Here is a 19,361-nt window from a genome sequence, read left to right on the forward strand (position 1 = left end):
GTTATGGGTATTGCTGAACGGTACCCTGCTGTTGCTGACCACCATACTGCTGGCCTGGAATCGCCTTGAGGTTGACCTCTACACGGCGGTTCTGTGCACGGCCATTGACGTCAGCGTTGCTCGCAACCGGACTATCCGGGCCGGCGCCGCGAGCGCTCAGGTTGGCACCGCTGACACCTTGCGAGGTCAGGTAGGTTGCCACGCTCTGGGCACGACGCTGGGACAGGTCCATGTTGTGCTGGCGGCTGCCGGTGCTGTCGGTATAGCCGACGATCTCGATCTGGTTCTGGTTGAACTCTTTCAGTGAGCCCGCCAGATTGTTCAGCGGCTGATAGAAACCTGGAGCAATGTTCGCCGAATCGGTTGCGAACGTGATGTTGCCCGGCATGATCAGCTTGATCTGGTCGCCCTGGCGCTGCACTTCAACACCGGTGTTGGCCATACTGGCGCGCAGCTTTTTCTCTTGCTGATCGGCGTAGTAGCCGTAGCCGGCGGCGGAAGCACCAACCACCGCAGCACCGATCAGTGCACCCTTGCCACGGTTATCGTGGTTGATCGCAGCACCGGCCAGCGCGCCGGCCAGAGCACCGAGGCCACCGTATTTCGCAGTCTTGCTCATGCCTTCGGAGCCGCTATCCGTCTGGCCCTGAGCCTGGCCCTGACCGCCGTATGGGTTAGGCGATGCACAACCGGACAAAACGGCCACAGCCGTAGCGAGAATAATCAAACGACGCGTGGTGAACATGTAAAGCTCCTACTTTTTTTGCATTCTGTGGTGCAACGGACCAAGGCATCAGCCTTTGCGGGCGTTGGATCACTTCCTGGAATAAAAATTCCGCTCGTTACAAATCAGGCCCGTACAAACGGGTTTTCGCGCATTTCATCGCCCAGACGGGTATCCGGACCATGCCCGGCCACCACTATCGCCTCCTCGTCGAGGGTGTACAAACGCTGCTTGATCGAACGCACGATGGTGGCCTGGTCGCCGCCCCACAAATCCGTGCGCCCTACCCCACGCTTGAACAACGTATCACCGGCAATCAGCAGCTTGGCCTCGGAAAACCAGAAGCTCATGGAGCCCGGCGTATGACCTGGCGTGTGCAGCGCCACGCCACAACCGCAGGCCAGTTCTTCATCATCGGCCAGCCAGCGATCCGGGGACGGCACCGGGGTATAAGGAACGCCGAACATCTGGCACTGCATTTCCAGGTTGTCCCACAGAAACTGGTCTTCCTTGTGCAGATGCAGGGTCGCGCCGGTTTTCTCCTTGAGTTGGCCGGAAGCCAGGAAATGATCGAGGTGCGCATGGGTGTGAATGATGCTGACCACTTTCAGCCCCAGGGCATCGAGACGCGCCAGGATCAGTTCATGATTGCCACCCGGATCGACGACGATGGCCTTTTTCGTTACCGGATCGCCGATGATCGTGCAGTTGCACTGCAAAGGCCCGACGGGGAAGGTTTCGCGGATGAGGGTGGGCTGCTGGGACATCGTGGCCTGCTCGATTAACGGGGACGAGCGATTTTCGCACAATTGAGCAGCGAACCAATGGCTGCGATGGGTAACGTGAAAAATCCTTAACCCAACACCCCCAATTCCTTGGCCCGTGCCACCGCCTGTGTACGCCGCTCGACCCCGAGCTTGCTGTTGATATGGCTGGCGTGGGTCTTGACCGTGTGCAGTGAGATAAACAGCTGATCGCTGATTTCCTGGTTTGAACAGCCCTGGGCGATCAATCGCAGGACTGCCATTTCCCGGGTGCTGAGCTGTTCCGCGGCCACGCAGGACTCCAGTCCGGGACGGGCAGCCAATGCCGGCAGTTTCTCACTGAGGCTCAGGGATACGGGGGTTTGTGGACAGTTTTGAAGCTGCCCACGCAGCCAGTCCGGGTGCTCGGCCAACAAGCCCTCAAAGGGTTGCAGCCCTCCTCCGCCAGCAGCGTCCAGCGCCTGGGCCAGCGCCCTGCGTGCTTCCGGTTCCCGGCCGCTGCCCAGCAACAACGCCACTTTCTGGGTGAGCGCCATGGCACTGAGCATCTGACGACCGCTTTGCTGGCCATGTTCAAGCAGCGCATTCAAACGCCCTTCGGCCAGCATCGGCTGGCCCTGGATGACGTCGAGCAAGGCTTGTTGCAATTCGATATGCAACGGCAGTTGCGGGTGGAACTCCGGTGGTGCCGCCCCGTTTTCGCCGTTATAGGTCTGCCCCAGGCGCGCTAGCCAGGCTTCGGCCAGATCGGTGCGCCCCTGGGCCAGCCAGAGTTCACATTTGACCAGGGTGATCATGGCCAGGTAGTAGATCGGTGGTACGTCCCAGATGTGCATGAGGCGTTCGGCTTCGGCAAGTTCGGCAAAGGCCTTGGCGAACTCGCCGCTGCTGCCTTCCAGCCTGGCAATCACGCAGTGACCGATCAGCACGCTGATATCACGGCAGGCCCGCGCCTCGCTCAAACCGGCCTGCAATCGCAAGCGCGCCACTTGCGGCTGCATGCGCAGTGCCAGTAAAAAGCCTTCGTACAAGGTCAGCCGGGCGCGAACCGCATACAGCCGTTGCGCAGGCAAGCTCTGCAGGCGCTGCATTCCCTGACGGACCTCCTCCAGCGCCCGACAGATTTCCCCGCGCGCTTGCAGCACCCGGGCGCGGTCGTAGTGCGCCAGTGCTTCGAACAGGGGGTTGCCGACCCGTTGCGCCAGCTCCAGCGATTCGCGGTTAAGCCCTCGTGCCCGCCACAAATCACCGTCGGCAATGGCCAGGTTGGACAGGGTCGAGAGGCACATCAGGCGCTGACCGTAACGCTTGGGTGGAAGGCTTTCCAACGCTTCGCCGCAGTACCGCAGCGTCAGTTCGCGGTTGCCGCGCCCACGGGCAATAATGCCGCTCAATGCCAGCCATTGGGCCAACATGGACTTCTGGGCGGTGGCCGACGGAGCGGGCAGGAAGCGGCTCAAATGGCTGGCCAGTTCTTCCGCGGCATCCAGTTGGCATGCCATCCCCAGCGCCCAGCTATAGAGCACAATCAGTCGCGGCGTGCTGATCAGCAAGCTGTCAGGCAAGTCCATTTTCCAGCGCAGCAACATGCCGACATTCTGCTCGGCCAGCAGTTGCTCTTCGGAGAGGTTCTGTACCAGGTTCGCCGCGACGTCCAGGTGACCGGCGCGCAAGGCCTGCTCCACGGCCTCATCGAGCAGCCCCTGGGCATTGAACCAGCGGCAGGCACGCAGGTGCAGGCTGGCGGCCGGCACCATCGACTGGGAAGTCGGGCGCGTGCGCAACAGATCGGAAAACAGGTGGTGGTAACGATACCAGTGGCCATGCTCGTCCAGCGGCACCAGGAACACTTGGTGGGCGAGCAGGAAACGCAGGATCTCTGCGCTGTCATGTGCGTCGCGAACGGCGTCGCACAGTTCGCTGCAAAAACGCTCCTGGGGCGCCGTGTCATAGAGGAACGACTGGACCTCGGCGGGCAGGCAATCGATGACCTCTTCGAGCAGGTAATCGCGGATCAGTCCTTCCCCGCCGTGCAACGATTGCGGCAACGCGCCATCGGTGCCCGCCTCCGAGGCGGCCAGCAGCCAGAAACGCAACCCCGCGACCCAACCTTCACTGCGCTCGATCAGGTTCTCCAGTGCCTCACCGCGCAGGGAACTGCTGTGCCGGTCGAGCAGGCTCAAGGCCTCGTCGTGGGTCAGGCGCAGATCCTGTTCATGCAACTCAAGCAGTTGCCGCGATAGCCGCAGCCGCGCCAGATGCCAGTCGGGACGCTGGCGACTGGTGACCATCACCAGCAAACCATCGGGTAGATGATTGAGGAAAAATTGCAGGCAACGGTCGAGTACCGGCCCTTGGGCCAGATGGTAATCATCCAGCACCAACAGCAATGGCGTCGCGGTGGACAGGTGCTCGGCCAATTCGTCGAGCAGGCCGTCCAGCCATTCTTCGAATGCGAAAGGCTGATGGCGCTGGCGCATTTTCAACAACCCGAGCGATTGCCTGCCCAGGTGCGGGAAGTAGTCCTGGAGACCTTCCAGCAGGCGCTCGAGAAAACGCCCCGGGTCACTGTCTCGCGGGCTCAAGCCCAGCCAGAGACTTTGCCAGTGCGCCGGCAACCCCTGACAAAACTCCACCGCCAACGAACTCTTGCCGAACCCTGCTGGTGCGCTGACGAGCAATAACCTGCCACCGAGCCCGGCACTCAGGCGCTCGCACAAGCGTGGACGCAGCACATGGCCGTCGGGCAACGGCGGGCGGAAGAAGCGCCCGTCGAGTGTCGCGACAGCAACGTTTGCAGAACCTGGGAGTGTAGACAAATCAGTCATAGCCGGCTCTTGTTTGAATTGCGGGTGGCGGCGTTGCAGATGTCCGCAGACTAGCCGTAAACGGATAGGGAATGAAGGTAATTGCTACAAATGGCTACAAAAAGTCTGCACGCAAAAAAAACGCCCCGAACCAGTCGGGGCGTTTCAGAGGGTGCGGCCTCTACTCAGTTCACCTTAGCGAACACCATCCTGGCGCAAGGCGGCCGGGGTGAAATCGCTGGTGGTGGCAGTGAAGCCGAAGTCATAAGCCGACTTCTCTTCGTTTTTCATGCCCAGCGCCAGGTAACGACCCGATTGCAGGTCGTACAGGGCTTCAAGGGCATACCACGGCACTTGCTTGTCGTAGTAGTTCTCGGCATGGGCTTCACCTACACGCCACAGCTGGCCACGACCGTCGTAATGGTCGATCACCGCAGCTTGCCAGGTGTCTTCGTCGATGTAGAAATCACGCTTGGCGTAGATGTGACGCTGACCTTCCTTCAGGGTTGCAACCACATGCCACACACGACGCAACTCGTAACGCGCCAGGTCCTGGTTGATGTGACCGGCCTTGATGATGTCGGTGTACTTGAGCTTCGGATCGTCGAGCTTGTAGGCATCGGAGCCGATGTACATCTCTTTCTTGCCTTCAAGCTTCCAGTCGTAACGATCCGGTGCACCGTTGAACATGTCCAGGTTGTCGGAAGTACGCAGGCCGTCGGCCGCAGTACCCGGGCCGTCATAGGACACTTGCGGCGCACGGCGCACACGACGCTGACCGGCGTTGTAGACCCACGCCGAACGCGGTTCCTTCACCTGGTCGAGGGTCTCGTGCACCAGCAGCACACCACCGGCCAGTCGTGCCGGGGCAGTCACTTTCTGCTTGAAGTAGAACAGGATGTTGCCCGGGTTCGCCGGATCGTAGTCCTTCATCTTGTCGCGGAACACGAACTGGTCCTGGAAGTACACCAGGCTGAACGAGCCGTTCGGTTGTGGCGTGGCCTGGGTTACCAGGCGGGTCACGCTACCACCGCGATAACGGGTGATGTGGTTCCAGATGACTTCAACGCCGCTTTTCGGAATCGGGAACGGAATGGCGGTTTCAAAGTTCTCCAGGCCGTTGCCGCCGGACACCAGTTTGGTGTTGGTGGCGTTCTTCTTGATGGCGGCGAACACCTCATCCGGCACGGTGGCACCGCGATGGGACGGATAGACCGGCATCTTGAAGGTTTCCGGGTAGCGCTTGAACATCGCGTACTGGCCCGGGGCGAGCTTGTCCTTGTACTGGTCGACGTTCTGCGCCGTGATGGTGAACAGCGGTTTTTCGCTGGCGAACGGATTGGACAGGAAACCTTTGCTGTCGACCGTACCGGCGTTCTTCGCCATCGGCTTCCAGGCCGGGATCGAACCGTCGGCGTTACCCGCCATTTCGGCACCCATCGGGGTCAGGCTCTTGCCCAGTTTGTCGGCCTCGGCCTGGGGAACCGCTGCGATGACGCTGGTCGCCAGCAGCGAAAGGCCCAGAACACCGGCGTGGAACAGACTTTTTGTTATTTTCATTTATGCGTTCGTCCTGAAAATACTGTGCTTAGAAGTTCACGCCGAGGCTGAGCGCAACGAAGTCGCGGTCATCCACGGTGGTGTACCTGCCGTCGAAGAAGTTGGTGTAAGCCAGGCTCGCGGTGTAGGTGTTCTGGTACTCGGCATCGACACCCAGGCTCACCGCCTTGCGGCCTTCCTCGAAGTTGCCGCCAGGGCCAGGGGAGTAACCGCTCACGTCATGGGACCAGGCAACGTTCGGCTTGAGGTTCACACCGGCAAACACGTCGTTGTATTCCCAGATGGCACGACCGCGATAGCCCCACGAAGTCGCCGTGGTGAAGCCTTCGTCGGTGCAGTTGCGGCTGCGGTTGTTGGTCGGCGTACCCGCGCCGGCACCGTTGATGGTGCTGGTGTTGAGCGCCACGCAGGTATCAAGCGCGCCAGAGGCAGGCAACTCACCCGGACCGTAGACCGGATCGCGGCCATAACGAACGTCGGAAGTGCTTTCCAGGCCGCCAACGTGGGTCACGCCCACTTCGCCCACCAGGGTCAGACGGCTGGCGCCCATGACCTGGTCGAAGAAGTGCGTCAGGGTGGTCTGGAACTGGGTGATTTCCTTGCGACGATACCCGTGCAGGTCCTGACCTGGCACGCCGGTAAGCAGCGATGCATTGGTCAACGGGTTGTTCGGGTTGTTATTGCCTATAGGACGGACACCGGAGAACAGGATGTCGGTGGAGTTGAGCTGCACCGGAGCGTTCGGACGGTAGCTGATCTCACCGCTCCACGCCGTACCGGTAGGCAGGGTGGTGGAGAAGCTCAGGCCATACAGGCGAATGTCTTCCGGGTATTCGATGAAGTACTGCGAATTACCCGCTACCAACAATGGCGCCAGCGCGGCGAACGGGCCTGGGAGCCCCGCTGCCGTGTTGTAGACCGACTGCGGCGCACCGGTGGCGCTGAAGATCGGCGCACGGCTGTGGTAGTTCATGAAGTAGGCGCCGAACTCGGTGTCCAGCGGGTCGAACATGTATTTGAAGGACGCGCCCCACTGACCGCTGTCACGGGCATCGCGATCAGGGCCACGACGCACCAGAACACCCTCGTTGTTGACGTCGACGCCGTTGGCGGCCAACGGCCCCAAGGCAATGGCCGGAATTTGCGAGCGCTTGGCCAGTACGCGCAGGTTGTCGTTGCAGCCGTCGGCAACGATGTCCGGCTGAGAGAAGAACGTGCCGCAGTTGTCGACGACGGTCTGGTCCCATTCAATTTGGTAGAACGCTTCGGCCGAGAGGTTTTCGGTCAGGCTCTGGGACACATAGAACATGTTGACCGGGATCAGGCCTTCCTTGATCTCGGCACCCGGACGACGGAACGCGGACACGTCGATCGGGTTGATCGAGTTGATGCCACCGCCGATGAAGGTACTTTCACCCCAGCTCACGACCTGCTTGCCCAGACGCACGGAGCCTGGTTGATCGGCAATGGCGTAGTTGTGGTAGACGAAGGCGTCGAGGATCTGGCCGCCGGCAGACTTGGCGCCTTCCTTGCGGCCCTCGTCGCTGATGTCCTTGAACGGACGGCTTTCGTCCTTCAGTTCAAAGTCGTACCAGTATTTGCCACGGACGAAAACACCGGTATCGCCGTATTTCAGTTCAAGGTCATGGATGCCCTTGAAGATCTTCGAGAAGGTTTCCCCGCTCTTGAAGTTCAGGTGACCGTCATCAGAAGTCTGGGACAGACCCTTGCCGCCATTGTTGACACCGATGAGGTTCTTGTTGGCACTTTCGGTAGACCAACTGGCACCGATCGACAGGGATGAGTCGAATTGACCTTCGATTTCACCGACGTTGAAACTGACGCCGAATGCTGGCCCGGCGAGCGTAGAGGCAAGACTGACAGCCAGGGGCAGTTTCGCCCGGCGCCAGAACTGGTTAACTGATGTCATCGACGCTACTCCATGTGCATTTTATTTTTATGGCAAGAGCACTTCTAAAAACGCTGTGGATAACCGGGAGCCATGGCATCCCAAAGTCATTCCAAAGTTGCATCGCCCCTGTTCGTGCGGTTGCCCCGTTCTTAAAAATCCTTGAGCGGACTATAGCCAGCAGGTAGTAGCGCTTGATCCCTCTAAAGTGTGATTTGCAGTTGCCAGCCACTCTGGAACAGTCCTTTCGCCAGTCCGACACCCGTCGGCACGGCAAGGATGGCTGAAAATTTCGATTTGACAAGCCAAGCGCTTGCTTGGTGGGGCTGGCGTGCCCTTTCGGGCACGCCGGGAGACGCTTAAAGCGTCGAGAGGAAGGTGCTGTTGGTGGCCTGCCATTCGCTGATATCGACGCGAATGCGCTTCTTGTCGAGTTTGCCGACGCTGGTCTTGGGAATTTCAGTAACAAGGGCGATCTGGCTCGGAATCGCCCACTTGCTCAAGTGTCCCAGCTCCACAAACGGCTTGAGGTGTTCCTTGAGTTCCCGTGCCCCGATTGCATGCCCTTCACGCAGCACCAGCAGGGCAAACGGCCGCTCGCCCCACTGCGGATCGGGGATCCCCACCACTGCTACTTCACGTACCGCCGCATGACGACTGATCAGGTCTTCCAGGTCCAGGGAGGAGACCCATTCGCCACCGGTCTTGATCACGTCCTTGATCCGGTCACGAATGTCGATCACACCCATGCTGTCCAGGGTCGCCACGTCACCGGTGTGCAGCCAGCCTCCGGCCCAGAGCTCGGCGCCCTTCTGCGGCTCATTGAAATAACCCTCGGTCAGCCATGGCGCGCGTAGTACCAGTTCGCCCTGGGTCTCGCCATCTGCGGGCAGGAAGTTGCCCTCGGTGTCGACGATCGCCGCCTCCACCAGTGGCCCCGGCACGCCGGCCTTGATCCGGTAAGTGGTGCGTTCGTCTTCGGTACCGGCCATCAATTCGTCGTTGAGGTGCGCGCACGACACCAGCGGCCCGGTTTCCGACATGCCATAGGCGGCGGTCAACTGAATGCCTTTGGCCTTGGCAGCCTCGTACAAGGTGCGGTTCAGGGCGCTGCCGCCGATGACGATTTTCCATCCGCCGAAGTCGACGTCCTGCGCGGCCTTGGCATTGAGGACCATCTGCAAAATGGTCGGTACGCAATGGGAGAACGTGACTTTCTCCTTGCGCCACAACTCCACCAGGTATTCCGGGTCATAGCGGCCGGGATACACCTGCTTGAGCCCGAGCATGGTCGCCACATACGGCAAGCCCCAGGCGTGCACGTGGAACATCGGGGTGATCGGCATGTACACGTCGTTGGTGCCCAGCAGGCGCACGCTATCGATCGCGCCCATGATGGTTGACACGCCCATGGTGTGCAGCACCAGTTGCCGGTGGGTGAAGTACACGCCCTTGGGATTGCCGGTGGTACCAGTGGTATAGAACGTGGTCGCGACCGAGTTTTCGTCGAAATCCTGGAAGTCGTACTGCGGGCTCGCCGCGGCCAGCAGCTGTTCGTATTCGCCGACGAGGTTCGGCAGGTCTGCGGTTTTTTCCGGCAGGTCAGTCAGCAGCAGGGTTTTGTCGACCGTGGTCAGTTGCCCCTCGATGGCCTTGTAGAGGCCGACGAACTCGCTGTTGACCAGCACAAAGCGGTCCTCGGCGTGGTTCATGGTGTAGAGGATCTGTTCCGGCGACAGGCGCACGTTGATGGTGTGGATCACCGCACCGATCATCGGGATGGCGAACATGCATTCCAGGTAGCGATGGCTGTCCCAGTCCATCACACCCACGGCATCCCCGGGCTTGACCCCGGCCGCTGTCAGCACGTTGGCCAGGCGGGCCACCCGTTCGATCAGGGTCGGGTAGCTATAGCGCAACTTGTCGCGGTAAATGATCTCGCGGGTTTTCTCATAACGGGCACCGGACATCAGCAGCCGTTTGATCAACAGCGGGTACTGGTAAGCGCCTTCGGCCGGGGGGATAACGCGAGTCTGCAACATAATAATCCCTTTAATCTGACTGCACGGTCGTGACTGAAAGTACGCACTGTAGTGCCCTTGAAGGTCAGCCAAATCAGCCAAAGGAATGATTTGCAGAACCGCATGAATACTGGCGTTGCGCCAGCCCTCACAGAAGTTTGGTGATTGCAGTTGGATCCGGTGTAGGAGCTGCCGCAGGCTGCGATCTTTAGGCGATTCCAATAATAATGCTGAAGATCAAAAGATCGCAGCCTGCGGCAGCTCCTACGGAATCAATGCATCTCGGTAAAAGCCAGCTTCACGCCAATTGCAATCAGCACCGCGCCCATGGTCCGGTCGAACCAGTGACCCATGCGGGCGAAACCGGCGCGTACGCGCTGCTGGCTGAACAGCATCGCCACCAGGCAGAACCAGATCGCTGTCGCCACCGCCAGGTAAACCCCGTAACCGGCCTGCACGGCCAGTGGCGTTTGCGGATTGATGACCACAGTGAACAGCGACAGGAAGAACAGGGTGGCTTTCGGGTTGAGACCATTGGTGACGAAACCCGAAGTGAAGGCACCACGGGCGGTGCGCTCCCCGGCTTCCTTGTGCAGATCGTCCGCCACAGGCTTGGCCGGCTGCGCGCGCAACGCCTTGTAACCGATGTACAGCAGGTAAGCGGCGGCCGCCCATTTCAAGGCATTGAACAGCACGATCGACTGGGACACGATCAGGCCGATCCCCAACAGCGAGTAACCCACGTGCAGGAAAATCGCCGTCCCCACACCCAGCGCGGTCCAGGTGCCAGCGCGGCGACCGTGGGTAACACTTTCGCGCACCACCACGGCAAAGTCCGGGCCAGGGCTAGCCACGGCCAGCAGGTGAATCAGGGCAACGGTCAAGAACTCTGTCCAGTACATGGGGGCTCCTTCAGGCCAAGCGTAACTATTTATTTCATCTGGTAGGCTCGGCAGATTACGCCTTCAGTTCAATGCACAAAAGGTACAGTTGATGACGAACACTCGCCGCGCCGTTTTCCTCGACCACCCGTCCCTGGACCTTGGCGACCTTGACCTCAACCCACTGCGCAGTTGTTTCAGCGAATTGCAGTTGTTCGCCCAGACCTTGCCCGATCAAGTCATCGAACACCTCAAGGGCGCCACCGTCGCCATCAGCAACAAGATCCTGATCGATGCCGCCGCCATGGCGGCCAGCCCTGATCTCAAGCTGATCCTGATCACCGCCACTGGCACCAACAATGTCGACCTCGCCGCCGCCCGCTCTCACGAGATCACCGTGTGCAACTGCCAGGGTTATGGCACGCCATCGGTGGCGCAGCACACGATCATGCTGCTGCTCAACCTGGCCACGCGCCTGGCCGATTATCAAAAAGCCGTCGGCGAAGGCCGCTGGCAGCAGGCCAGACAGTTCTGTTTGCTGGATTACCCGATCGTCGAACTCGAAGGCAAAACCCTTGGCCTGCTGGGTCATGGCGAATTGGGCGGCGCGGTCGCACGACTGGCTGAAGCCTTCGGCATGCGCGTTCTGCTGGGGCAAATTCCCGGACGCCCTGCCCGGCCGGACCGCTTGCCACTGGATGAACTGTTACCGCAAATCGACGCACTGACTCTGCACTGCCCGCTCAACGAGCACACCCGCCACTTCATCGGCGCCCGCGAACTGGCCTCAATGAAAGCCGGCGCGTTCGTGGTCAACACCGCACGCGGCGGATTGATTGATGAACAGGCGCTGGCCGACGCCTTGCGCAACGGCCATCTGGGGGGCGCCGCCACTGACGTGCTGAGCGTGGAGCCTCCCGTCAATGGCAATCCACTGCTGGCCCATGACATCCCGCGCCTGATCGTCACTCCTCACAACGCCTGGGGCAGCCGCGAAGCGCGCCAGAGAATCGTTGGTCAAGTCACCGAAAACGCACTGGGATACTTCAGCGGTAAGGCGCTGCGGGTCGTCAGTTGATAAACTGCGGCACTTTTTTCCACGGGAGCAGTTATGGATCCGCGCAGTGAAGTACTGCTTCGTCAGGCCGAGTTATTCCAGGGTTCGGTGTTGTTGGCCGGTTTGCCCGCCGACGACTTGCTGGGCCGTCTGCCCAAAGCGCATGGCTGGTGCTGGCACGCCGGCGATCAGGCCGCGCTGGACGCCCGCTTCGCCGAGCGCAGCCATTTTGGCGTGAATGCACCCGAGCGCGAGTTCGATACAGCGGTGGTGTTTCTGCCCAAGGCCAAGGACTTGACCGACTACATCCTCAACGCCCTCGCCTCGCGGCTGGCCGGCCGCGAGCTGTACCTGGTCGGCGAGAAAAAAAGCGGCATCGAAGGTGCCGCCAAACAACTCAACCCGTTCGGCAAGCCACGTAAACTCGACAGCGCGCGCCACTGCCAGCTCTGGCTGGTCACCGTGGCCAACGCGCCTGAAGCCAAACCGTTGGAAAGCCTGGCGCAGACCTACGAACTGCCGCTGGCCGAAGGCCCGTTGAAGGTCATCAGCCTGCCGGGGGTGTTCAGCCATGGTCGCCTCGATCGCGGCAGCGCGCTGCTGCTGGAGCATCTGGACAAACTGCCCGGCGGTCACTTGCTCGATTTCGGTTGCGGCGCAGGAGTCTTGGGCGCGGCGGTGAAACGTCGTTACCCGCATAACCAGGTCACGTTACTGGACGTGGATGCCTTTGCCGCTGCCAGCAGTCGCTTGACCCTGGCTGCCAATGGTCTGGAAGCCGAAGTGATTACCGGCGACGGAATCGATGCCGCACCGATGGGGTTGAGTGCGATCCTGAGCAATCCGCCGTTCCATGTCGGCGTGCACACCGATTATTTCGCAACGGAAAACCTGCTGCGAAAAGCAGCCAAACATCTGAAAAACGGCGGCGAACTGCGCTTGGTGGCGAATAGTTTCCTGAAGTATCAACCGCTGATCGAAGAGCATCTTGGCGTGTGTGCGATCAAGGCCGAAGGACAGGGCTTCCGGATCTATCGAGCCAAACGCGGTTGAAATTCTTTTGATAAAGAAGGCTTGCCGAATGGTTTTTGCCTAGGCAGAATCCGCTCCGTCCTAGGGGAGTAGTCTCCCACGAGCGCCACGCTCGTCCGGCATGCGTCAACATACTTGGTCCTCAGACCATGGCGCATGCGACCCAAGCATCCACTTCAGATGGATTGCAGGGTTTGACAAGACCTATGACACGAACACCTTACCCGGGGCGGGAAGGCTGTACGTGTCATAGCCGTGTCGACCCGCCCCTTAGGAAAACCCCTGATGCTGGATTCACTACTCGTACCTACCGCAATCGTTGCCTTGGCCGAAATCGGCGACAAGACGCAACTGCTCGCGCTCATTCTCGCTGCCCGTTTCCGCAAGCCCTGGCCGATCATTGCCGGTATCGTCGCCGCGACCCTGGCCAACCACGCGGCCGCCGGTGCGGTAGGCGCCTGGGTCGGCAGTTTCTTCTCGGATACGATGCTGCACTGGATCCTCGCCGCGAGCTTCGCCGCCACGGCGCTATGGACCCTGGTTCCGGACAAGATGGATGACGACGAGGCCAGCACCGCCCGCAAGTTCGGGCCGTTCCTGACCACGCTGATCGCGTTCTTCCTGGCGGAAATCGGCGACAAGACGCAGATCGCGACCGTGATGCTGGCTGCGCAATATCCGGAGTTGTGGCTGGTGATCATCGGCACCACCCTTGGCATGCTGATTGCCAACGTGCCCGTGGTATTGGCCGGTAACTTTGCCGCTGACAAGCTGCCATTGACCCTGATCCGTCGACTGGCGGCGTCGGCGTTCTTCATCCTGGCGATTGTCGCGGTGTACAAGGCGATGCAGAGCAGCGGGTGGGTTTGACGCGATAGAGTCTATAGACCGCGTTATCGTTCTTCGTCGGAACGCTGCCCGGAGCAAGCCCGCTCCCACATTGGGTCTCCAGTGCACACAAAGTTTGCAGTCAATGGAGGTTTATTGTGGGAGCGGGCTTGCTCGCGAAGAGGCCAGCAGCCTCACCACATGACTATCAGGACTTCCTGGCTTGCTCGTAAAGCGGCATGACCTTCGGAATCGCCGCCTGCAACGCCGCAATACGGCTCGACGATGCCGGGTGAGTGCTCATGAACTCAGGTGGCGAACCTTCCGAGACTTTGCTCATCTTGTTCCACAGGGTGATCGCGGCATTCGGGTTGTAACCGGCGCGGGCGGCCAGTTCCAGGCCGATCAGGTCCGCCTCGTTTTCATTGGCGCGGCTGTTGGGCAGGGTCATGCCGTAGTTGGCCACGGTATCGGCCAGGGCCAGGCTGTCCTGCCCCAATCCCAACAAGGCACCGGCGCCCTGCTTGGCCATTTCCATGCCGTACGCCTTGGACATCGCTTCACGACCGTGCTCGCGCAGGGCGTGGGCGATTTCATGGCCCATGATCGCGGCGATTTCATCGTCGGTCAGTTTCAGTTTATCGATCAGGCCGGTGTAAAAGATGATCTTGCCGCCAGGACCGCAGTTGGCGTTGAGTTCATCGCTCTTGATCAGGTTGACTTCCCACTTCCACTGAGCCGCGTCCGGACGGAAGTTCGGCGCCTGGGCAATCAGCCGGTCGGCAATCGCCTGAACCCGCCGGGCTTCATTGCTGGTCTTGTCCAGCACACCTTTGCTGGACGCCTCGCCCACTGTCTTCTGATAGGACTGGGCGTACATCTGGTCGACTTCTTGCGCAGACAACATGCTGAACATGTACTGCTTGCGCTCCACCCCCACGGCACCGCCACTGGTGGTATTGACCGACTGGCAACCGCTGAGCAAAAGTGCTGCGCCCAGTGCACTGACAACCAAAATCTTGTTCATCAAAAAACTCCCTGAAAACATGCCGAGTATCCTAGGCGTGGAAATGTATCGACGCCAGATACAATGGACGTAAGACGCGCAATTCGGACAAAGCTCTCATCGCCGTAGAAAAAATTCACATACGGCGACAACCCGCAGCCCATCACGCCACGCCTTGATTCAATTAAGACATCCAGCACGCAAAAACAGTCATTTCAACTGCCCGCGCTCATACCCGCCCGCTCAAGCAGGTGGCCGAGATCGATCAGGTGACCAATGAAGTGGGCGGTGATGCGGATGAGTCGAGCGCGGCCGGTAGCGGCGCCTGACTAACCGGGAGTGAGGCACTCCGGCCCATTGAGCTTCGGATCATTCACCATGTTGGCCAGCACCCGCTCGCGCAATGCGGCGGGTTCACTGGCCAGCAAGGCTTGCAGTGCATACAACGGCGTCTCGGGATCCAGCCACGCAGCCTGCCCCGCCTCATCAAGAATCAACGGTCGCCGCTGGCTTGCCGCCGGCTGGGTAATCACGGCGGTACTCAGCCACACCTGCTCCTGTACCGGATACGCCTCCCAGATTGCCGCAAAAAATAATGACGAGCCCTCCCCCGGTGTCAGCCAGTACGGGCGCTTTCGCGTTGTGCCGCGCCATTCGTAAAAACCATTGGCCGGCAACAGGCAGCGGCGCTCGCGCAAGGCCTGGCGAAACATGGGCTGTTCGGCAACCGTTTCGGCACGGGCGTGGGCCGGGGTGCGGGACAGATCGGTCAACCAGGGTGGCGTCAGGCCCCAGCGGGCGCGGGCCAGCGAGCGCTGGCCGTCAGGCTCGGCCCGCAGCATCAACACCGAATCATTGGGGGAAATGTTCCACTGCGCCTGCTGGTCGGCGGGAAAACCGGGCAGTGCCGCGAAGGCAGGGTTCCAGCGAAACAGGGCATAACGTCCACACATGGGGCAACACGACTCTTGATCAAACGAACGCCAGCCTAACAGACCAGCGTGCCGGGAAAGCTGTCCGGTTCATCGCCAGACAGCGGCAGCGCGGCATTGTACGCGGTGATCAGCTCGCGGGCGTATTCGGCCTGGTCGTTCTCGACCGACAGCCCGAGCAGGCCATAGATCGGCAACTCGCCGCTGCCCCCGAGCAAATCACGGCCCATCAGATGCGCTTCGATGCCCTCGCTGGCGAGCATGCCTTGCAGCAATTCGCCTTCCATCAGGTTTTCCGGGTCGTAGATGCGCTGCATACACGCTCCTCACTCGTTTTCGCTGAACACTTCGAGATGCCATTCCCCTTCATGAACCTGCAACACGAAGGTTATCGGCCGGCAGCACACCTGACAGTCTTCAATATAGGTCTGATCACCACCAGACAAGTCCAGCGTCGTCTCGACTTCCTCACCACAATACGGACATTCATATCGCGTAGTTTCCAGCATCGCGGTCTCCCAGGTGACTTGTGCGTATAATCGCCGGTCTATTTGCAGGGCTATTTTTGTCTGGCTACTTTTTCAGACCGTACCCCGCCGGTTTTCGATCAAAACCTTTACTTACCCTAGCCGTTTCTAACAAGAGAGCATGATGGGCGAATTCGATGCCATCCGACCTTACGACGACAGCGAAGTCCCGGCAGTGCTGGCACGACTGCTAGGCGACAAGGCGTTTCTAGATATCCTCACCCACTTCCGCTTCCCGCGTTTCGCCGGCGCTTTAGGCTGGGCACTCAAACCTCTTATAGCCCATCGGCTGCGCCGTGAGTTTGCCGGCATAACCTCCGTGGCCACGTTACAGGACAAAGTCGAGCATTACGTCGACCATACCATCGAGCGCGCCACCGACGGTGTTACCTATACCGGGGTGGAGCAATTCAAGTCCGGCAGCGCCTACCTGTTCATCGCCAACCACCGCGACATCGTGATGGACCCGGCCTTCGTCAACTATGCCGTGTACCACGCCGGCCTGCCGACCCCGCGCATCGCCATTGGCGACAACCTGCTGCAAAAGCCTTTCGTCAGCGACCTGATGCGTCTGAACAAGAGCTTCATCGTGCACCGCTCGATCAGCGGACGCCGGGAGAAAATGGCGGCTTATCAACTGTTGTCGGCATACATCAACCATTCGATCCGCAACGATTGCGCCTCGATCTGGATTGCCCAGGCCGAAGGCCGCGCCAAGGACGGTGACGACCGTACCGAATCGGCGATCCTCAAGATGTTCCACATGAGCCGCAAGGACGAGCCGTTCGGTGAAGTCATCCAGTCGCTGAACCTGACCCCGGTGTCGATCAGCTACGAGTACGACCCGTGCGACCAGGCCAAGGCCCGCGAGCTTTTCATCCGCGCCAGCACCGGCAGCTACACCAAGGTGCCGGGCGAGGATGACGTGAGCATCGCCAAGGGCATCACCGGCTACAAGGGCCGGGTGCATGTGAACTTTGCCGCGCCGATCACCGAACTGTTCGAAGACACCAAGCAATTGGCGGTCGAGATGGACAGGCAAATCCTCAGCGGATACCGCTTGTTCCCGGTGCACTACCTGGCTTATGCACAGTGGAAGGACGCCGATCCGCAGTTGCAGGTACCGAAGGCCGCTGAAGTGTTCCCGACCGAGGAACTGACCAAGGCCCAGGAAGAATGGCAACGCCGCCTGGACGCCTGCCCTGAAGAGCATCGTCCATTCCTGGTGCTTCAATATGCGATGCCGGTACGCAATCAGTACCGGGTGAAGGCCGGATTGCCGCTGTAAGCAGTATCGGCTGGATGTGAAAACGGCGCCCTCGAGGCGCCGCTTTTGTATCTGTTCACCACAGTTTTGCGGTTACTCAAACCTGAGTGCTGATCCACGACACCAGCAGCGCCATCCCCATGCAGGCAAAACCGAAGATGTAGAAAAACCGGTTCATGCGCAAGGTCGCCCAGTCCAGCGTGGGCTCTGCGTTGGGACTGCTCTGGCGCTGCGCCTGCAAACTGGCCATCGCACGCAGTTCGCGACGACGGGTGGCGTGCAGCAACCAGCCACCCGGGAAGGCAAAGAGCAAGGCCAGCAGATTGATCAATTTGGCGGGATGGGCGGTAAACAGCGTCATCAAGTGCAGCGACATCACGAACCTCAAGTAAAACAGGTGGCAGGTGCCGGGCCGGCGACCGCGGCGCGGATTCTACCGAAAGCCTGCGCACCTGCCCTCGTTTTCCGACAAATAACGAAGCTTTTGATCAATGGCTGTCCTGAGTCACGGCTTCGTCATCTGTATCGGCGAACATGCGCACCTCGAAACCGACACGGATCACGTCATGCTCCACGCCGAAAACCAGGATCGTCTTTACCTCATCACCCCCAGCGAAGAACAGCAAGCCCTCGTCGGCAGCCTCGCCTTCAATGTTCAAGACCGCCATTGGCTGGTGTATTGCGCACTCGGTGGCCACCAGCATGCCGATTTACCGGAGGCGGATTTGCTGACGGGCGTGAGCGTGCTGGACTTTTACTCGCAAGCGGCCTGACGATCTCTTCCTGTAGGAGCTGCCGCAGGCTGCGATTTTTTGATTTTGATCTTCGGCGGCTCCAAACCTTAAAAACAAGATCAAAAGATCGCAGCCTGCGGCAGCTCCTACATGGCTCGCATTACTCGCCGAGAACCTGACCCACAGTCGGGTCCTTGAACAGGCGGGTCAACGCATCACTGAGCACATCGCTGACCAGCTTGGTGTTGGTTTCCTGGTTAGGCGCCATACCGAAGCGCTGGTCCAGGGACGCACCGTAACGGCCGCTGTAGCGACGGTTGGCGTTTTGCACATCTGAGCGGAAAGTCGCGCCGATGGTCGCTTCGGTCACGTACATGCCTTCTTTAGGCGACTGATACTTCAGCTCGGCGAGGGTCACGGTGATTTGCGGTGCATTCGCCGCATTGGCGGTCGGGGTGAAGCCCAACAGGCGCACGGCAGCTTCGGCCTGAGCCTGCAGTTTCGGCAGGATCTGCGCGCCCTGCACGGTGATCGCGCTGGTCTCCGGGTACAGGCCACCACGGGTGCCGAGGGTTGGCGACGGACGTCCGTCCACCACACGCACCACAACAGGCTGACCGTGGCCGACGGGCGCCAGTTGAGCCGTCAACTTGGGTTCCGGGTTCAGTTGTTGCGGGCTGTGGGCGCAGCCAACCAGGGTCAAACTGGTCACAGTGATCAAACCGAACAACAGGCGTTGCAACATGCTCTTCTCTCCAGAATCAGGCACAAACAGGCCGGCAGTATAGCGGTGCGCCACTGCGGGGAACCAGCACCGCACAGTGTTTGATTATATCTCTGACAAACCCTTGCTCATGCGGTTCCTGTCACACAGATGTCACCCCCCATACACTTGCACGTAATGGCCTGCAGGCAACCTTCTCGGCAGTCACCCAAACGGTATTTTGCCATGCGCCATCTGATCTCTCTGTTCGCGCCACGCCCACTGCATCGCTGCTTCGCCCTGCTCGACCGCAACGGCCGCTGCCAGGCCTTCAGGCAGTGCAGCCTCCAGCCCATGGGCGATGGCTGGGTTGAAATCGAAGAGATCCGCCTGAACTGGCTGAATCAGCCACTGCCTGCCGGTGCCCGCGTCGTTTCCCGGCAGCACCGGCCACGCTCGCGTGCACAGCATCTGATGACGACCTGACCAAACACCTAATAAAAGTCATTAAACACGACCATTTCCCTGCGTTTCTTAGATACAATCTCCCCCCGATTATAAGGACGTCTCCTGATCGGGCCTCGCAGCATCGTCAATGCGCTTGTATTG

At 60.1% G+C, this 19,361-nt stretch carries 19 protein-coding genes and 1 riboswitch; of the genes, 6 read left to right on the plus strand and 13 right to left on the minus strand.

The genetic code is table 11. The annotated features are described in order from the left end of the window. Position 1 precedes the first annotated feature (1 nt). The 7 genes from AB4O40_RS12620 to AB4O40_RS12650 form a co-directional block, all read right to left on the minus strand. A complete protein-coding gene (locus AB4O40_RS12620) occupies positions 2 to 745 on the minus strand; it encodes an OmpA family protein (RefSeq protein WP_414914552.1) in 744 nt (247 codons plus the stop codon). Between the two features lie 104 nt (positions 746 to 849). Next, positions 850 to 1,491: an MBL fold metallo-hydrolase gene (locus AB4O40_RS12625; RefSeq protein WP_056726241.1), complete on the minus strand. Its 642-nt coding sequence runs from the start codon at positions 1,489 to 1,491 to the stop codon at positions 850 to 852. Between the two features lie 86 nt (positions 1,492 to 1,577). After that, positions 1,578 to 4,316: a LuxR C-terminal-related transcriptional regulator gene (locus AB4O40_RS12630; protein WP_460054303.1), complete on the minus strand. Its 2,739-nt coding sequence runs from the start codon at positions 4,314 to 4,316 to the stop codon at positions 1,578 to 1,580. 174 nt (positions 4,317 to 4,490) lie between these two features. Beyond that, positions 4,491 to 5,855: a DUF1329 domain-containing protein gene (locus AB4O40_RS12635; RefSeq protein WP_056726243.1), complete on the minus strand. Its 1,365-nt coding sequence runs from the start codon at positions 5,853 to 5,855 to the stop codon at positions 4,491 to 4,493. Between the two features lie 28 nt (positions 5,856 to 5,883). Further along, on the minus strand, positions 5,884 to 7,785 hold the full coding sequence (locus tag AB4O40_RS12640; protein ID WP_056726244.1) for a DUF1302 domain-containing protein: 1,902 nt from the start codon (positions 7,783 to 7,785) through the stop codon (positions 5,884 to 5,886). A 338-nt stretch (positions 7,786 to 8,123) separates the two neighbouring features. Next, positions 8,124 to 9,806: a fatty acid--CoA ligase gene (locus AB4O40_RS12645; protein WP_056726245.1), complete on the minus strand. Its 1,683-nt coding sequence runs from the start codon at positions 9,804 to 9,806 to the stop codon at positions 8,124 to 8,126. Between the two features lie 251 nt (positions 9,807 to 10,057). Beyond that, positions 10,058 to 10,687, minus strand: coding sequence for a LysE family translocator (locus tag AB4O40_RS12650; protein WP_056726246.1), 630 nt, complete (start codon positions 10,685 to 10,687; stop codon positions 10,058 to 10,060). A gap of 91 nt (positions 10,688 to 10,778) precedes the next feature. Between AB4O40_RS12650 and AB4O40_RS12655 the strand changes: the two genes are divergently transcribed. From AB4O40_RS12655 to AB4O40_RS12665, 3 genes are all read left to right on the plus strand, one after another. Further along, a complete protein-coding gene (locus AB4O40_RS12655) occupies positions 10,779 to 11,744 on the plus strand; it encodes a 2-hydroxyacid dehydrogenase (RefSeq protein ID WP_460054299.1) in 966 nt (321 codons plus the stop codon). Between the two features lie 33 nt (positions 11,745 to 11,777). Next, a complete protein-coding gene (locus AB4O40_RS12660; protein WP_056726248.1) occupies positions 11,778 to 12,776 on the plus strand; it encodes a class I SAM-dependent methyltransferase in 999 nt (332 codons plus the stop codon). A gap of 50 nt (positions 12,777 to 12,826) precedes the next feature. Beyond that, positions 12,827 to 12,951: riboswitch (yybP-ykoY riboswitch) on the plus strand. 89 nt (positions 12,952 to 13,040) lie between these two features. Further along, on the plus strand, positions 13,041 to 13,625 hold the full coding sequence (locus AB4O40_RS12665) for a TMEM165/GDT1 family protein (protein WP_008016665.1): 585 nt from the start codon (positions 13,041 to 13,043) through the stop codon (positions 13,623 to 13,625). A 166-nt stretch (positions 13,626 to 13,791) separates the two neighbouring features. Here the strand turns inward: AB4O40_RS12665 and AB4O40_RS12670 are convergent, their stop codons facing one another. The 4 genes from AB4O40_RS12670 to AB4O40_RS12685 all read right to left on the minus strand — a co-directional run bounded on the left by AB4O40_RS12670 (position 13,792) and on the right by AB4O40_RS12685 (position 16,030). Continuing rightward, on the minus strand, positions 13,792 to 14,610 hold the full coding sequence (locus AB4O40_RS12670) for a M48 family metallopeptidase (RefSeq protein ID WP_056726249.1): 819 nt from the start codon (positions 14,608 to 14,610) through the stop codon (positions 13,792 to 13,794). Between the two features lie 308 nt (positions 14,611 to 14,918). After that, on the minus strand, positions 14,919 to 15,542 hold the full coding sequence (locus AB4O40_RS12675; protein ID WP_056726250.1) for an SOS response-associated peptidase: 624 nt from the start codon (positions 15,540 to 15,542) through the stop codon (positions 14,919 to 14,921). A gap of 35 nt (positions 15,543 to 15,577) precedes the next feature. Continuing rightward, entirely contained in the window at positions 15,578 to 15,838 is a 261-nt protein-coding gene (locus AB4O40_RS12680) for a putative signal transducing protein (protein ID WP_056726251.1), read from the minus strand. A 9-nt stretch (positions 15,839 to 15,847) separates the two neighbouring features. Beyond that, the gene (locus AB4O40_RS12685) at positions 15,848 to 16,030 is read right to left on the minus strand and encodes a CPXCG motif-containing cysteine-rich protein (protein WP_056726252.1); all 183 of its coding nucleotides are present in this window, start codon (positions 16,028 to 16,030) and stop codon (positions 15,848 to 15,850) included. Between the two features lie 139 nt (positions 16,031 to 16,169). Between AB4O40_RS12685 and AB4O40_RS12690 the strand changes: the two genes are divergently transcribed. Further along, the gene (locus AB4O40_RS12690; protein WP_056726253.1) at positions 16,170 to 17,336 is read left to right on the plus strand and encodes a 1-acyl-sn-glycerol-3-phosphate acyltransferase; all 1,167 of its coding nucleotides are present in this window, start codon (positions 16,170 to 16,172) and stop codon (positions 17,334 to 17,336) included. Positions 17,337 to 17,412: 76 nt separating this feature from the next. Here AB4O40_RS12690 and AB4O40_RS12695 read toward each other — a convergent pair whose 3' ends face one another. Beyond that, complete coding sequence (locus AB4O40_RS12695; RefSeq protein ID WP_056726254.1) at positions 17,413 to 17,691, minus strand: hypothetical protein; 279 nt, start codon at positions 17,689 to 17,691, stop codon at positions 17,413 to 17,415. A 190-nt stretch (positions 17,692 to 17,881) separates the two neighbouring features. Between AB4O40_RS12695 and AB4O40_RS12700 the strand changes: the two genes are divergently transcribed. Beyond that, positions 17,882 to 18,088 carry a hypothetical protein gene (locus AB4O40_RS12700; RefSeq protein ID WP_033052291.1) on the plus strand — a complete coding sequence of 69 codons (207 nt, stop codon included), beginning with the start codon at positions 17,882 to 17,884 and terminating at the stop codon, positions 18,086 to 18,088. A 121-nt stretch (positions 18,089 to 18,209) separates the two neighbouring features. Here the strand turns inward: AB4O40_RS12700 and AB4O40_RS12705 are convergent, their stop codons facing one another. Beyond that, positions 18,210 to 18,794, minus strand: coding sequence for a YajG family lipoprotein (locus AB4O40_RS12705; protein WP_056726255.1), 585 nt, complete (start codon positions 18,792 to 18,794; stop codon positions 18,210 to 18,212). Between the two features lie 204 nt (positions 18,795 to 18,998). On the opposite strand from AB4O40_RS12705, the gene AB4O40_RS12710 reads away from it, so the two are divergent. Further along, positions 18,999 to 19,238, plus strand: coding sequence for a hypothetical protein (locus AB4O40_RS12710; protein ID WP_056726256.1), 240 nt, complete (start codon positions 18,999 to 19,001; stop codon positions 19,236 to 19,238). Positions 19,239 to 19,361 lie beyond the last annotated feature (123 nt).

This window comes from Pseudomonas sp. S2_F07 (assembly GCF_054668325.1).